The 14819-nt window shown below is 61.2% G+C and carries 14 protein-coding genes and 1 pseudogene; 6 read left to right on the top strand and 9 right to left on the bottom strand.

From position 1 onward, the window contains the following. From LPQ25_RS11340 to LPQ25_RS11365, 6 genes and pseudogenes are all read right to left on the bottom strand, one after another. Nucleotides 1-831: an ABC transporter ATP-binding protein gene (locus LPQ25_RS11340; RefSeq protein WP_014907462.1), complete on the bottom strand. Its 831-nt coding sequence runs from the start codon at nucleotides 829-831 to the stop codon at nucleotides 1-3. Continuing rightward, a pseudogene (locus LPQ25_RS11345) lies at nucleotides 828-1811 on the bottom strand (ABC transporter substrate-binding protein). The gene LPQ25_RS11340 and the pseudogene LPQ25_RS11345 overlap by 4 nt, the downstream one beginning before the upstream one ends. Further along, a complete protein-coding gene (locus LPQ25_RS11350; RefSeq protein ID WP_004151186.1) occupies nucleotides 1811-2692 on the bottom strand; it encodes a creatininase family protein in 882 nt (293 codons plus the stop codon). The pseudogene LPQ25_RS11345 and the gene LPQ25_RS11350 overlap by 1 nt, the downstream one beginning before the upstream one ends. Beyond that, entirely contained in the window at nucleotides 2689-3168 is a 480-nt protein-coding gene (locus LPQ25_RS11355; RefSeq protein ID WP_002908128.1) for a RidA family protein, read from the bottom strand. The genes LPQ25_RS11350 and LPQ25_RS11355 overlap by 4 nt, the downstream gene beginning before the upstream one ends. Continuing rightward, entirely contained in the window at nucleotides 3158-4441 is a 1284-nt protein-coding gene (locus tag LPQ25_RS11360; RefSeq protein WP_014907464.1) for an amidohydrolase family protein, read from the bottom strand. The genes LPQ25_RS11355 and LPQ25_RS11360 overlap by 11 nt, the downstream gene beginning before the upstream one ends. A gap of 11 nt (nucleotides 4442-4452) precedes the next feature. Next, nucleotides 4453-5421 carry a PDR/VanB family oxidoreductase gene (locus LPQ25_RS11365; RefSeq protein WP_015874873.1) on the bottom strand — a complete coding sequence of 323 codons (969 nt, stop codon included), beginning with the start codon at nucleotides 5419-5421 and terminating at the stop codon, nucleotides 4453-4455. 207 nt (nucleotides 5422-5628) lie between these two features. On the opposite strand from LPQ25_RS11365, the gene LPQ25_RS11370 reads away from it, so the two are divergent. The 4 genes from LPQ25_RS11370 to LPQ25_RS11385 all read left to right on the top strand — a co-directional run bounded on the left by LPQ25_RS11370 (nucleotide 5629) and on the right by LPQ25_RS11385 (nucleotide 10253). Continuing rightward, on the top strand, nucleotides 5629-6528 hold the full coding sequence (locus LPQ25_RS11370) for a LysR family transcriptional regulator (protein ID WP_002908057.1): 900 nt from the start codon (nucleotides 5629-5631) through the stop codon (nucleotides 6526-6528). 295 nt (nucleotides 6529-6823) lie between these two features. Continuing rightward, nucleotides 6824-7813: an ABC transporter substrate-binding protein gene (locus LPQ25_RS11375; protein ID WP_004175804.1), complete on the top strand. Its 990-nt coding sequence runs from the start codon at nucleotides 6824-6826 to the stop codon at nucleotides 7811-7813. An 11-nt stretch (nucleotides 7814-7824) separates the two neighbouring features. After that, nucleotides 7825-9243 (top strand): amidohydrolase family protein, encoded by a 1419-nt coding sequence (locus LPQ25_RS11380; RefSeq protein WP_014907466.1) that lies wholly within the window; start codon nucleotides 7825-7827, stop codon nucleotides 9241-9243. Nucleotides 9244-9263: 20 nt separating this feature from the next. Then, nucleotides 9264-10253, top strand: a complete 990-nt coding sequence (locus tag LPQ25_RS11385) for an isopenicillin N synthase family dioxygenase (protein WP_023283827.1) — start codon at nucleotides 9264-9266, stop codon at nucleotides 10251-10253. A gap of 73 nt (nucleotides 10254-10326) precedes the next feature. Here the strand turns inward: LPQ25_RS11385 and LPQ25_RS11390 are convergent, their stop codons facing one another. Beyond that, nucleotides 10327-11244 carry a LysR family transcriptional regulator gene (locus tag LPQ25_RS11390; protein ID WP_015874870.1) on the bottom strand — a complete coding sequence of 306 codons (918 nt, stop codon included), beginning with the start codon at nucleotides 11242-11244 and terminating at the stop codon, nucleotides 10327-10329. Between the two features lie 115 nt (nucleotides 11245-11359). Here LPQ25_RS11390 and LPQ25_RS11395 point away from each other — a divergent pair, with 115 nt between their 5' ends. Beyond that, entirely contained in the window at nucleotides 11360-12892 is a 1533-nt protein-coding gene (locus tag LPQ25_RS11395) for an MFS transporter (protein WP_014907469.1), read from the top strand. 144 nt (nucleotides 12893-13036) lie between these two features. Further along, on the top strand, nucleotides 13037-13321 hold the full coding sequence (locus LPQ25_RS11400; RefSeq protein ID WP_004180186.1) for a hypothetical protein: 285 nt from the start codon (nucleotides 13037-13039) through the stop codon (nucleotides 13319-13321). A 36-nt stretch (nucleotides 13322-13357) separates the two neighbouring features. Here LPQ25_RS11400 and LPQ25_RS11405 read toward each other — a convergent pair whose 3' ends face one another. Continuing rightward, nucleotides 13358-13846 carry a DinB family protein gene (locus tag LPQ25_RS11405; RefSeq protein WP_004175817.1) on the bottom strand — a complete coding sequence of 163 codons (489 nt, stop codon included), beginning with the start codon at nucleotides 13844-13846 and terminating at the stop codon, nucleotides 13358-13360. A gap of 117 nt (nucleotides 13847-13963) precedes the next feature. Next, nucleotides 13964-14491 carry an anti-virulence regulator CigR family protein gene (locus LPQ25_RS11410; protein WP_002907918.1) on the bottom strand — a complete coding sequence of 176 codons (528 nt, stop codon included), beginning with the start codon at nucleotides 14489-14491 and terminating at the stop codon, nucleotides 13964-13966. Between the last annotated feature and the right edge of the window lie 328 nt (nucleotides 14492-14819).

Raw genomic sequence — 14819 nt, forward strand, 5'->3', positions numbered from 1 at the left:
TTATGGCTCCATACCAGACTGGCTGGCCTGCAACAGACTGTCCTGCAGCTGACGGGCATACAGGGAAAAGGCCGGGCTGACGCGGAACGCCTCGCTGCGCGGGAACGGCTCGCGGATGGCGATATCTTCGACCACCCGTCCGGGACGGGCCGCCATCATGATCACCCGCTGGGAGAGAAACACCGCTTCGTGGATCGAGTGGGTGACGAACACTACCGTCAGGTTCTGCTCCTGCCAGAGACGCAGCAGGTCGCTGTCGAGTTTGTTACGCGTAATTTCATCCAGCGCGCCGAAGGGCTCATCCATCAGCAGCAGCTTTGGGCGGGTGACCAGGCCGCGGGCGATGGAGACGCGCATTTGCATGCCGCCGGAGAGTTCGCGCGGCAGGACGTCGGCGAACTTGCCGAGGCCCACCAGCTCAAGGACTTCACTCACCCGGGTATTGCCCTCCGCCCGCGGCACGCCGGCCAGATCCAGCGGCAGCCTGACGTTATTGCGCACGCTGCTCCACGGCATCAGGGTGGCTTCCTGGAAGACGAACGACAGCGGATGCTGGGCCTTTTCCCGACTGTCGCGCCGCCACAGCATCAGCTTGCCGTCGCTGGGCTCCACCAGGCCGGCGACCATCTTCAGCAGGGTGCTTTTACCGCAGCCGGACGGGCCGAGCAGGGTAATAAACTCCCCCTGATTGATGGTCAGGTTGACGGGTAGCAGCGCCCGGGTGCCGTTGCTGTAGATTTTCTCCGCCGACAGCACCTCGATGGCCGGGGTGGCAGCGGCGGGTATAAAGCGGGTATCGCTCATCACGGTCAGTTTCGGGGCGGTATTCATGGCATCACTCCGGCGTCTTTGACCATCTCAAGGGTGTAAGTCTGCTCAAACGGCACCTTGCTGGCGTCGATCAGTTTGTTTTTCACCAGCATGTCCCAGGTTTTCTTCAGCCGCGGCTCGGTGATGATGCCGATGCCGCCGGTCTTAGCATCGCCGCCGGTCACCAGCTGGTACTACTTCATCTGGGCAATGCCAAAGGCGATCTGCTCGGCGCCCATTTGCGGATTTGCTTTACCGATCAGGCTGTTGCCGGGGGCGGGATCCTGCAGGTAGCTTTTCCAGCCTTCCATGGAGGCTTTGACGAAGGCCGCCACCGCCGCCGGACGTTTGCGGATGGTGTCGGCCATACAGATAATCGAGTTGCCGTAGGGCGGGTAGCCCCAGTCGCTGAGCGGATAGACATAGAACGGCTGCCCGCCTTTGGCGACGGAGAACGGCTCCGAGGTCACGTAGCCCTGCTGCACCAGGTTTTTATCGGCGAGGAACGGCTGAACGTTAAAGGTATAGGGGCGCACTTTGCTGCCAGCCAGACCCAGCTCGCTTTTCGCCCACGGCCAGAAGGAGGTATAGGCCTCGGTGGCGAGCAGGAAGGTTTTGTCTTTAAGTTCCGCCGGGTTCTCCACCTTGTCATGGGTGATAAACACCGTCGGCGAGTGCTGGAACACGGTGGCGACGGTCACCGCGTGCACTCCGGCCTGCCAGGTCTCCAGCGCCTGGCCGTTGTCGCCAAGGGTGCAATCCGCCTGACCGGCCGCCATCAGCTGCATGACGTTGATCTGCGGGCCGCCCATTTTAATTTCGACATCGAGACCGGCGTGTTGATACAGCCCGGTGGCCTGGGCCTGGTAAAACCCGCCGTGTTCGGCCTGGGCATACCAGTTGGTGAGAAAGGTAAACTTCTCCGCCGCGAAGCAGGAGGCTGAGGTCGCGAGGGCGGCCACGGTCAGCAGGGTAAAAACGGGCGTCAATCTGGTATTCATCAGGGCTCCCTGGATTCAGCAGCGAAAGAAGGTGGTAGGGACTGCACAAAGCCGTGCCAGTGCTGTTTGCCCCAGGTCGGTTCGCGACGTTCGACCCAGGCCATGCGGTGGATCTCGATGATCGCTTGCGCCCAGCTGGCGGCGAGGGAGTCGAGAAGCCCTTCGCCTTGCTCCCGCGTCGCCGGGGTCGGGTCGCCAATCACCCCGCTGGGGCCAAAGTCATACGACGCCCACGCCGCCGCCGGACGGCCTTTCGACAGGGTTGGGCAGGGGAATTCCGGGGGGAAATTAGCGACGGCCCGTTCCATATGGACGCACTCCGGCGCCAGCGCCAGCATCAGCGCCGTTTCGCTATGCCCGGCGTGCATCGCCATCCGCTGTTCATGCGGGCTGAGAAACTGTTTTTCGCAGTTGGGCACGTTGAACACGTCGTGGGGGATGGCGATGAAATCCCCGTGGCGCAGGCGCATTTCCCGGCAGGCGATCTGCAGGATCTGCGGCTGGCCGCCGTGGCCGTTGATCATCAGCAGCTTGCGAAAACCGGCCCGATAGAGAGATTCGGCGATCTCCAGCAGGGTATGCAGCAGCGTATCGCCGCTAAGGGTCAGGGTGCCGGGAAAATGCAGATGCTCCTCGGACTTACCGTAGACGATCGGCGGAATGGCGTAGGCCGGGATCGTCGCCGGCAGCCTGGCGAGGGCATGGCCCGCCACGCCGGAAGATATCACGCTGTCCACCGAGCAGGGCAAATGCGGGCCGTGCTGTTCGATCGCCCCGGTGGGGAGGACGATAACCGTATTGCTTTTATCCGGCAGGGCGGCCACGTCCGTCCAGCTCAGAAAAGGAAGAAAGCGCGCGGCAGGAATGTAACCGTTAATCATCGCGGTGCCTCGGAGTTAAATGACGGGGGTAACCAGACGGTCGCTTCGACTTCAATCAGTACCGTGGCGTCGGGCAGCATTTCGCTGACCTGCACCACGGTGGAAACGGGCGGCTGGTCGGGGTAAAACAGCTTCCTGACCCGGCTGTAATAGGGAAAATGGTCAAGGTTGCGAAAGTACTGCACCAGTTTGATAACGTCGCTCATCTGCCCTCCCGCGGACGCCACGGTGCGGCGGATGCTCTCCAGGACGTACCAGCTCTGGGCGAGGATCGGGCCCTGTTTCGCATCGGTTGAAAATTCGCCGGTCGCCCCCAGCAGCTCCCGCACCGGCTCAGGCACATCCTGAAAGCCGTTGACGATGGTGCCGGTCAGGGGATTGACCGGAATAATGCCGGAGAGAAAGATAAAATCGCCGGCTCTGCGCCAGGCGGCATACCGCGCCAGCGGCGCCCCGGCGCCTGCTTCAAGACTCATGTGCCATCTCCTCCTGCCACACGCGCCGGTGGGTTAACCTGCCGTGGTTAACCACCAGACGGGCGGCGCTGTTTAAAGGCCAGATAAAACGGTCACTACCCGGGAAAATCACCACGCTGGCCGTCGCCCCGACGGCAAAGGGCGCCGCGTCTGCCGGCGAACCGGTTAGCGCCGCGCGATCGCAGATCAGCCGCGACTGCTGGTCGAACAGGTCGCTGAGCTGAGCGCTGAACAGACCGCAGGCCAGGGTGTCCAGCGGGTCATAGCTCCCCGCCGGGCAGAAGGCATCCTGCACGTTGTCGCAGCCGAGCAGGGTGGCCACGCCGGCGGCCTGCGCCTCGTGCAGCAGGGTGATCCCTCGCTGGCGCGGCGTGCGGCCGAACGTCGCATCCTGCAGCAGCAGGTTGGTCATCGGCAGAGCGATAAGGGTGACGCCGTGCGCCGCCAGCTGGCGCAGGATCGGCGCCGCCTGTTCGTCGCTGCCGGCGGCCAGCGCGCAGCCGTGGCTGCAGCAGATATGTCCGGGAAAAGGGTGGCGGGAGAGATGATCCGCCAGCCAGGTCAGCCCCTGAGACACTTCGCTGAGCTCCTCATCAATATGCAAATCCAGATCCAGATCCCAGCGGGCCGCGCTGCACAGCAGATTTTCCATGGCGGCGGCGTCCCAGTTGGAGGAGTGGATGAAGCCGCCCAGCAGGCAGCGCTCTCCGCTGTTGGCGACCGCGCGGGCAATGGCCTCGGCTTCCACCGGATCCTGAAACAGGGGCAGCGGGACCAGCGCCACCCGCTCCAGGGTGATGCCGCCGGTATCGAGGCGGGCGATCTCCTGCCAGGCGTCCGGCGCGTCGGCGGTAAACCAGTCGACATGGCTGCGCAAATGGGTCACGCCATTCGCTGCCGCCCGGGCCAGCGCGGCGGACGCCCGACGTTGAATATCTGCCCTGGTCCAGTGTCGGCGATCCTCGTGCATGGCGTGGATCGCCGCCAGCAGTCCGGCCTGCGTCGGACGGCAGCGTTCAATGGTGAATGTCTTGTCCAGATGGGCATGGGGTTCCACCAGGCCGGGGAGCGTCAGGGCTCCCGCCAGGTCCCACAGGCCGGGAGTCGGCTGGTCGGTTGGGGTCAATGCGGCAATCCGGCCGTCGCGAAAGGCCAGGTCCGCCAGCAGCGGCTCACCGTTGGCCCGCGTCGGCCAGCCGTCGGGCAGCGCCCAGGCCGGGAGTCGGGCGCGGCTGATACCGGTGAGCGGCGCGCAAGAGGAGGGGAGCGTCATCGTCTGTCTCCTCACAGATCCAAAACCAGACCCGGCGATTTCGCCCGCGAACAGCAGAGCGTGATCTGGTCGTTGCCGGCTTTCTCTTCCGCCGTCAGCACGCTGTCCCGGTGCTCGGGGATCCCGTCGAGGACCCCTGTAATACAGGAGCCGCACATTCCCTGTTCGCAGGAGAGCATTACCTCCACCCCGGCGTGCTGTAATACCTGAGCAATGGTTTGATCCGCGGCCACCTGCAGGCGCTGCCCGCTGGAGGCCAGCTCAATATAAAACGCATTTTTCGCCGCAGTATTATTTTCCGCCGCGGGAGTAAAACGCTCGAATACGAACTGCGACGGCGACCAGCGATATTCCTCCATGACCGACCGCAGTCGCTGAATAAAACCCTCCGGGCCGCAGGCTATTACTACGGTATCAGGGTGGTGCACAGTTAAGCATTCGGGGACCCGCTGGCGAAACGACGCGCCTTCCTCGCTGCAGTGAATGGCCACCGTGCCGTTCGCAGTCAGCTGGTTCAGGCGCGGGGAGAAGGCGGTCTGGCGCGAATTGGCGACATAATAATGTAGCTCCAGCGCCCCCTTTCTGGCGGCAATCGCTTCAGCCATCGCCAGCAAAGGCGTGATGCCGATACCGCCGGCAAATAGCAGGTAGCGCCCGGCCTGCGGCAGGGGAAAATGGTTGCGCGGCGGCGAAATGGCGAGCCGATCGCCGGCTTTGAGCTGCTGGTGCAAATAGCGTGAGCCGCCGGTGGAGGTGTCAGTCAGTCTGACGCAAATTTCATAAGTATTACTGCGGTCAGGCGTGCCGCACAGGGAATACTGCCGCGGGCCGACGCCGGGAATAATAATATCGATATGCGCCCCGGCGGAGTAGGCCGGTAATATTTCCCCGGCCGCCGTCTGCAAAATTATGGATAGGTTTCCCTGTCCGTTGGGGCGTATTTCCCCGACCGAGACCGAAATAAGATCGTGGCTGTGCATTACCGTTTACTCTCCCTCACTCCGCTGTCTGCAGGGCGGCCAGGGTCGGCGAAGAGATAACTCCCCTTCGCGGTGAACTGTCCGGCGTGCAAGAAAATGGGTGAAACGATCGTTTCTCCGCTATGAATGCTACGGTATTGTGATAAAACTGTTGCGTCCAGAGCTTTGATTCGCACAACCCGTTGCAAAAAAGAGAGCACCCAAACCATGTTTGCCTTCTCCCGATTTCTGCTCTATTTCACCGAAGTGGCCCGTCAGGGATCGTTTCGTAAAGCGTCAGAGGCGCTGCATGTGTCGGCGTCTTCCATCGACCGTCAGATTTTGCGCGTGGAACAGGAGCTGGCGATGCCGCTCTTCGAGCGCCATCCCACCGGGCTGCGGCTGACCGCCGCCGGGGAGCTGCTCCTGCACGCGGCCAATAACTGGAAAAAGGACTTTACCCGGGTCTGCGAGCAGCTGGATGACCTGCGCGGGCTGCGGCGCGGGCATGTGCGCATCGCCACCATCGATGCCATTAACCGGCATTTCTTTTCGACGATGCTCAAAGAGGTGCATAAACATTATCCCAACATCTCTTTTACATTGACCACCATCAACAATATCCACATCCAGCAGGCGCTGATCTCCGGCGAGGCGGATTTCGGCATCATGCTCAATCCGCAGACCTCCCGTGAACTGCAGGTGAGGGCGTTTGCCGAAATGAATATGGGTATCGTGGTGCCCACCGGCCATCCGCTGGCCAGCCGCAGCGCGGTGCGCTTTAGTCAGTGCCTCGACTACCCCTTTATCCTGCCGTCCGCCCCATTGATGATCAGCGAGCCGGTGGAGGCGCTGGTGAACATCAGCGGCAACGAGGTAAAGGAGGTGGCGGTATCGAATAACATTCACATGATCCGCACCCTGATCAAAGAGCAGATGGGCATCGGCATCCTGTGCCGGCTGGATATTCTCGATGAGATTGAGTCCGGCCAGCTGGCGTTTGTGCCGCTAACCGATCCGCAGCTTAAGCCTTTCACCCTGGCGCTGTGCGTCTCGCCCGCCCGCCAGCTTTCCCTTGCCGCCTCGATGATGTTGAACCAGCTGGAGATGCTCTTCAGCCAGCTGTGAAATGTCGGGCAGGCACTAAAATCATTCATTAGCGCACCATTATGGTGCGTTTCTTGTGGGCATGAATCAAAGGTTGCATGCCCAAGGGCGGCGGCGCAGGCGATTTCTCGCGGCCGCTCGCAGGCGTTTAAATCTGGCATTGTTTTTGTATAGCTGAGTGTGAGTAGAAGCGGTCAGTACGGGTTATCCATACGGGACATTGCTCAGTCACCATGTCGCGGTTCAATGTTGACCGGGATGGGAGGCTGAGCCACATTCGCTCGCTCCCCCTCCCGGCGTAAAGAGGAGAGGGATAATGAAAACAGGCGCACGCCTTCCCCGGGGCATACGCTGGCTGGGCCTGATGGCCCTCGGCGGTGTCTCGCTGGCCGTTCAGGCCGAGGAGAAAATCGTTCTGCTGACCTCCTGGTACGCCCAGGCGGAACAGGGGGGGTATTATCAGGCTCAGGCCACCGGGCTGTACAAAAAATACGGTCTCGACGTCGAGATCCGCTCCGGCGGACCGCAGGTCAACGGCATGCAGTTGCTGTTGTCGAAGCGGGCCGATGTGATCATCGGTTACGACCTGCAGCTGCTGGAAGGCATTCAGCGCGGCTTCCAGGCAAAGGCCATTGCCGCGCCCTTTCAGTACGATCCCCAGGGGCTGCTGACCCATGCCGATGTCACCTCCCTGCAGGGGCTGAAAGACAAAACCCTGCTGGTCTCCAGCTCCGGTCAGGCGACGTGGTGGCCGTGGCTGAAGGCGCAATACCAGCTGAGCGACGCGCAGGTTCGCCCCTATACCTTCAATATTCAACCCTTTGTCGTCGATGACGCTGTCGCCCAGCAGGCCTATGTCAGCTCCGAGGTGTTCCAGGTGCAGAAGGCCGGAGTGAAGGCGAACTTCTTCCTCTTTTCCGAGCACGGCTATCCCCCCTACGGCGGCATCCTTATCGCCCGCCCGGATACCATCGCCGAGCGTAAAGCGGCGATGGCGAAGTTTGTCCGCGCCTCAATGGAGGGCTGGGTGAGCTATCTCAAGGATCCGGCGCCGGGCAATGCGTTGATTAAGCAGGACAACCCGAAAATGACCGACGATCTGCTCGCCTGGGGCGTGACCCAGATCCGTGAGCATCACCTGATCGACGGCGGGGATGCCGCCAGCCAGGGCTGGGGGACGATGACCGACGCGCGCTGGCAGAAGACCCGCGACTTTATGGTCAGCGCCGGTCTACTGGCGGCGGCTACCGATTGGAAACAGGCCTACACCACCGAATTTGTTCAGGCCATGCAGGTTAAACCATGAGGAGCGACGCCATGTCATTAATTATTCAAAATGCCCATGCCATCCTCAGCGGTCTGCCCGGAGAGGCGGCGCGGCTGGCCGGGCCGGATATTCGCATCCGCGACGGCAAGATTGCCGCCATCGGCAGCCTGACGCCGCTGCCGGAAGAGCGACAGATCGATGCCCGCGACTGCGTGATCTATCCGGCGTGGGTGAACACGCACCACCATCTTTTTCAGTCGCTGCTGAAGGGCGAGCCGCAGGGGCTGAACCAGAGCCTGACGGCCTGGCTGAGCGCCACGCCGTACCGCTTTCGCGCGGCTTTCGATGAACATACCTTTCGTCTGGCGGTGCGCATTGGCCTGGTGGAGCTTCTGCGCTCGGGCTGCGCCAGCGTGGCGGATCACAACTACCTGTACTGGCCGGATATGCCTTTCGATACCTCGGAGATTGTCTTCAGCGAAGGGGAAGCGCTGGGGATGCGCATCGTCCTGTGCCGGGGTGGGGCGACCCAGGGCCGGGCGGTGGAACAGGATCTGCCGGTGGCGCTGCGTCCGGAAACCTTCGACGGCTATATGGCGGATGTCGAACGGCTGGTCAGCCGCTATCACGACCCCCGGCCCGAGTCTCTGCGCCGGGTGGTGATGGCGCCCACTACCGTCCTGCACTCCGCGCCGGGCGCCCAGCTGCGGGAGATGGCGAAGCTGGCCCGCCAGCTGGGGATCCGGTTGCACAGCCATTTATCGGAAACCGTCGATTATCTCGACGCCGCGCGGCAGAAATTCGCCATGACGCCGGTGCAGTTCTGCGCGGAACACGACTGGCTGGGAAATGACGTGTGGTTTGCCCATCTGGTGAAGCTGCTGCCGGAGGAGATTGCCCTGCTGGGCCGTACCGGAACCGGCATCGCTCACTGCCCGCAAAGCAACGGCCGGCTGGGCAGCGGCATCGCCGATCTGCTGGCGTTAGAGCAGGCCGGGGTCCCGGTCTCGCTGGGGGTGGACGGCGCTGCCTCGAATGAAGCGGCGGATATGCAAAGCGAAGCCCATGCCGCATGGCTGCTGCAGCGCGCGCGCAAGGGGATGCTGGCGCAGCCGCGCTACGCCGGGGGCACCTTTGAGGGTGGGGCCGATGCGGCCACGGTGGAGGATGTGGTGCGCTGGGGCAGCGCCGGAGGGGCGCAGATCCTCGGCTTAGCGCAGAGCGGCACCCTGCAGGTCGGCATGCAGGCGGACCTTGCCATTTACCGGCTGGACGATCCGCGCTACTTCGGCCTGCACGATATGGCCATTGGGCCGGTGGCCTGCGGTGGGCGCGCCGCGCTGAAGGCGCTACTGCTCAATGGCCGCCCCATCGTGGAAGACGACGCCATTCCCGGTCTCGACCTTGACGCGATGCGCCACGACGCGCTGGCTGCCGTCCGTACCCTCCAACAGCGCGCCGCTGTTTAACTGATAACAGGATAATGACGATGAACGCAACCACCCAGAATCAACGCTACGCCTTACAGGAACTGGAAAAAGAGGCGCTGATGGGCGCCGAGGGCGAAGAGACCTTCGCCCGCGAAGTGCGCTGTATCGACCTGTCGAACTTTGCCGCAAGAAAAAATGACATTGCCGAACAACTGTGGGAGGCGGCGGTGGAGATTGGCTTCTTCCAGGTCAGCCATCACGGTATTCCGCTGGCGGAGATCCGCCAGGCGTTCAGCATGACCGAGGCGTTTTTCGACCTGCCCGACGAGGTGAAGCGCCAGTATCCGCTGGCCGGTAACGCCGGCTGGGAAAGCAAAGCGCAGGTTCGGCCGTCGACTCGCACCCCGGATCAAAAAGAGTCGTATCAGATAACCCGGCCTCTGATGGCCGGGCGCTGGCCCAGCGATCGGGAGTTGCCAGCATTCCAGCAGACAATGCTCGGGTTTGAGTCGCAGTGCTGGCAGCTGGGGATGAAGATCCTCTCCTGCTTTGCTTTAAAGCTCGGTTTTCCGGAATCGTTTTTTACCACCGCGCACGATCCGCAGCGTGACACCTATCAGAGCACCTTGCGCATGCTGCATTACTATGCAACCGAGCAGTCGCAGCAGGGGATGTGGCGGGCCGGCGCGCACACCGATTTTGACTGTCTGACGCTGCTGTTCCAGCGCCCCGGCCAGGGCGGCCTGCAGGTTTGTCCCGGTAAAGACCGTGAAAGCCAGCAGTGGACCAGCATTGAGCCGCGCGAGGAGGTGATCACCTGTAATATCGGCGATATGCTGATGCGCTGGAGCGACGACCAGCTGCCGTCTAACTTCCACCGGGTGAGAAATCCGCTGCCCCATGAATATCAGGGGCCGCGCTACAGCCTGGCGTTTTTTTGCCAGGCCAATAAAGATGTCGAGATCCTCGGGCCGCAGAGGAAGTACCCGCCCATCAGCGCCGAGGATTATCTGCAGCAGCGGATCCAGGCCAATTTTGCCAAAGGGTAAGATGCGCTCTTGAATGGTATACCTGCCGCCGGCTTTCGCTGGCCGGGCGGCAGGATCTCCGGCGCTGAGCTTTTCAGGTGGTAGGGCTTGCCGATGCGGGTGACAAAGGTATCTCTGCCGCAGCTATAAAATCGATAAAACAGCGTATTCTTGGTGACAGGTAGCGGCTGGCGGGCCACAGGACCGAGAAATGCCCATCCTTGACGCAACACCCGGGCAACACCTCCTGCAGTTGTCCCTCATCCATTGCCTCGCGCAGGACAAAATCAGGCACATAAGCGATGCCCATCCCCGCCGCGCTTAAGCGAATGGCGGCCTCAATGTTATTGACCGTCATCACGGCAGCGGCCCTGAAATCTCCCGTCAGTCGCATACCGCGCAGTTCCCAGGGCTGGATCAGCCCCGTCGCGGGGAAGCGGAAAAAAATGCACTTGTGTGCCGCCAATTCCGCTGGTGAGCCGGGGGCGCTGTATTCCGCCAGATAGGCCGGGCTGGCGCAGAGCACAAAACGAAAACCCCCCAGCGTTCTGGCGATCAAGCGGGAGTCCGCTAATTCACCGCTGCGGATAGCGACATCAACCCCCTCATCGATCAGATTGACCAGCCGGTCGCTAAAGTCGAGATCCAGTTCAACCTGCGGATAAAGACGGCTAAAGGCGGTGAGGGCGGGGAGCAACAGGCGGTAGCCAATGACGGGCAGTGAAATCCTCAGTTTGCCGGTGGGCTGTGAGAGACTGCTGGTCAGCTCTGACTCGGCCTCCTGGATCTGCTCCAGGATACTCTGACAGCGGGTCAGAAATGCGGCCCCCTCCGCCGTCAGGCTGACGTTTCTGGTGCTGCGGTTGAACAGCCGGACCCCCAGTTTATGCTCAAGCCGGGCGACATTCTTACCCACCGCCGAGGCAGATATGCCCAGCAGCCTGGCGGCCTGAACAAAGCTTAGCGTTTCGGCGGTGCGGACAAAGGACGTCAACGAGGTGAGGCTGTCCATCGATTATAAACCTTATGTCTCTTAAGAAGATATTTTCAGTCTATTTATCGGCAATAACATCCGCAATAGGATGGCGACAGTTTATTCTTTCTTGCCGACTGATGAGGGCCGCCCGATGTTACTCCCCGCCAGAACACCTTCCCGATACGCCAGCGCCCTGGCCGCGCTTTCTGTCTTTATGGCGGCCTTGCTGCTGCCGTTAAGTTTTACCGGCGGCGTCATGACCACCCCCGCGATACAGCAGTCGCTGGGCGGCTCTCCCGCTGCGCTGTCGTGGCTGACCAATGGCTTTATGCTGACTTTCGGCAGCTTTTTGCTGGCCGCAGGGGTGGCGGCGGATGCCATCGACAGAAAACGTATTTTTATCGCCGGCGCCGCGCTGTTGTGCCTGAGCAGCCTGCTGTTTTGTCTGACGCACAATCTCTTCCTGTCAGGCGTGTTGAGGGCGCTGCAGGGCCTGGCCGCGGCGATGATTTTAGCCAGCGGCAGTGCGGCGCTGGCCCAGCTGTATGATGGCGCTCAGCGGACCAGGGCATTCAGCATCCTCGGCACGGTGTTCGGCGTTGGCCTGGCGTTCGGTCCGCTGCTGATCGGCTTCATGACCGACGCGGTGGGTTGGCGCGGCGTATACGCCCTGTTTGCGCTGCTCTCGGCGATAGTTCTGCTTATCGGTCTGGCGTATCTGCCCGCGGCAGAAAAAAGCGAGCCGCAGACACCCGACAACCTGGGCTTAACCCTGTTTACGCTGGCCCTGATGCTGTTTACTGCATCGCTTATGGTCATTCCGGCCCGCGGTTTTTTATCCCTGACCACGCTGGCCTTGCTCATCGCGTCGGGGGGGCTGTTCGTGGCGTTTGTCGTACGCTGCCGGAGGGTGAACAACCCGGTGCTGGAACTCTCCCTGCTGCGTCATCCGCGTTTTGTCGGCGTACTGTTGTTGCCTGTCGCCACCTGCTGTTGCTACGTGGTCCTGCTGATTATTGTTCCACTGCATTTTATGGGCGGAGAGGGGATGAGTGAGTCGCAGAGCGCACTGTATCTGATGGCGCTGACCACGCCGATGCTGGTTTTCCCATCCGTTGCGGCCCTGCTCACCCGCTGGTTTTCACCGGGGCAGGTGTCCACGGCGGGACTGATGATGGCCTCCGTCGGGTTGTTGTTGCTGGGCGATGCTTTTCACAGTAACCACCTCCCGCAACTGGTGCTGGCGCTGCTCCTCTGTGGGGCGGGGGCAGCGCTTCCCTGGGGACTGATGGATGGCCTGGCGATATCCGCTGTGCCGGTCGCCAAAGCCGGTATGGCGGCAGGCCTGTTCAACACCGTACGCGTTGCCGGCGAGGGGATCGCCCTGGCGATAGTCTCCGCGGTATTAACGGCAAGCAATACCCTGACCCTGCAGAGCCGCGTACACGGGTATGCGCCTGAGGTGATTGACCGCGCCGCAGGCTGGCTGGGGGCCGGCAATATGCCGCAGGCGGCTGCGCTTTTGCCTGACTTTTCCCTCCGGGCGCTGCGCGAGAGCTATGACTCTGCTTATACGCTACTGTTTAGCGGGCTGGCGGTCGTCACCCTGCTGTGCGCCCTGATGGTCTGGCGGACGCTATGCCGGAAGGGGGGCGCTATCCAAACCCGCGACAGTGGATCCTGAACCCCCTTGATAGCGCGGTGGCGTCACGCTTCCCGGTCTGCTCAGCGAACCGGAACTGTTATTGTTTCGCTGACGGAATTATGCTGATTAGGGCGGCCATATGCGCCGCTCCGGCAACGGAAACTGTGACTGACAGGCGGCGGTATGGCGAGTGATACGGACCGGATTTATATCGAGATCCTGGAAACGGTGCTGATGGCCACCCTGGATCCTGATTTGTGGAAATCGGCGCTGCAGAAACTGGCGTTTCTCACCGGCAGCGCCTTGATGGAGCTCTTTAACGTCAAGCCCGCCGAAAACGCAGTGGCGGAGCTGCTGGTGCGGGGCATGACGCCTTACATCTGGGCGTATCTATCGCCACGATCGGAACCCACCTTAGCGCCCTGTACCAGAAAACCCATACTCGACATCAGGCAGAGCTCCTGCTGATTCTCCGCGTAATCGACGGCGAATGGTTTCGCTCGGTCAGGAATGATGGTCGCGCAGGAAAACGGTCAGCACCTCTTTCGGCGGCACGCCGCCGCATTCGCCAATCATCCAGCCCACCGCCCCACGGTGATAGGCGCCGTGAAAGAGCATGTGGTTCAGCATCTCCATCGCGGTCATATTGCCGTCGCCGCCGTCGACAAATTTGAAGGCGATACGTTCGTGGAAGTCGGCGGGGGTCATGGCGCTGACGTACTGAATGTATTCGTCCGTACAGGCGGTCATGGCCGTTTCCAGCTCATCAACGGTTGGCGTCTCAGGGGTATTCAGCGCGGTGTAGCCGTGCGGCCTGCCGCGCAGATTCGCCCGGAAAATCATATCAACGACATGGATATGGTTCATCAGCCTGATGGTCAGGTGACGCTTTTCGCCATGTACCGTTCCGTCAATCGCGCGGATCGCCTGTAAGGTGGCAAGGTCAATCCAGCGCTTGTATTTCAACAGCGTTACTACTGTGTCTTTGTCCATAGTCGGTCCCGGGTTGGTTGAACCGTTATCATACTGGTTATGCCGGTGAGCCGTCACTCACCGGCATCAGGCACAAAAAAGCCTCGCCGAGGCGAGGCTTTTCAATAAGCAGGTGATTTAGTCAAACACACCGTTAATCACGGCGGTGACGATCGCGGTGCTCAGGGCCACCAGCACCAGATCATCGCCGACCGCCCGCCATTCATAGCCCGGATAATAGGGCAGGTCGTTAATCATAGAAGCTGGCAGGGTCTTTTTGGCGATCCCCGGAGGGAGCGGTTTGCCGCGGGCGACATTTTTGGCGATACCCGGCGGCAGCGCCTGATAGCCGACCAGACCGTAGTTCACGGCAAGGGAGCGCGCCCGTGAGAAGCTAATATCGCTGTCGACGTGGTCGGGCTTGCCGTAGTTTTTCCGTTTGCCGTGATCTTCAGTGGACTGGCCTTTATTTTGCCCTTTATTGCCATGGTCGCCACTGTTACCGTTGTTACCATGATTGCCGCTATTGCCATGGTTACCACTGTTCCCGTGATTACCACCGCCGTTGCCATTGCCATTACCCGGGTTGGCATACGCTGGCGCGGCCATGACGGCAAGGGAAATAACCGCCGCCAGTGCTGTTTTGAGAGTGCGACGCTTAAGCATGATGTTGATACCTTAACAGGGAGTACACGCTTAAAAAATAAGATAAAGCTATACCCCAGGCAATCTCATGTTGTCTTATTTTTTTGCCCTTATTTAATTAGCGGCGGGAAAAGGGTAGCGGGACGCGGACGAGCAATTCCATTGCTGCGTTTTGACAGACGGGCGACCGCGCCCCGCTAAATATCTTGCCGGGAGGATCGCTCCCGGGCGTGGAGAAAAAATGCCCGAAGCCATTGGGCAAAAGAGTACAAAGATGTTCCGCTTCATTTATCGCGCGTCTCACAAGACGGGGCGGATAGTAAATCCTGGCGCTGCCGCGCACAATCGG

This window comes from Klebsiella sp. KPN54798, from assembly GCF_021184225.1.
Classification (GTDB): domain Bacteria; phylum Pseudomonadota; class Gammaproteobacteria; order Enterobacterales; family Enterobacteriaceae; genus Klebsiella; species Klebsiella pneumoniae.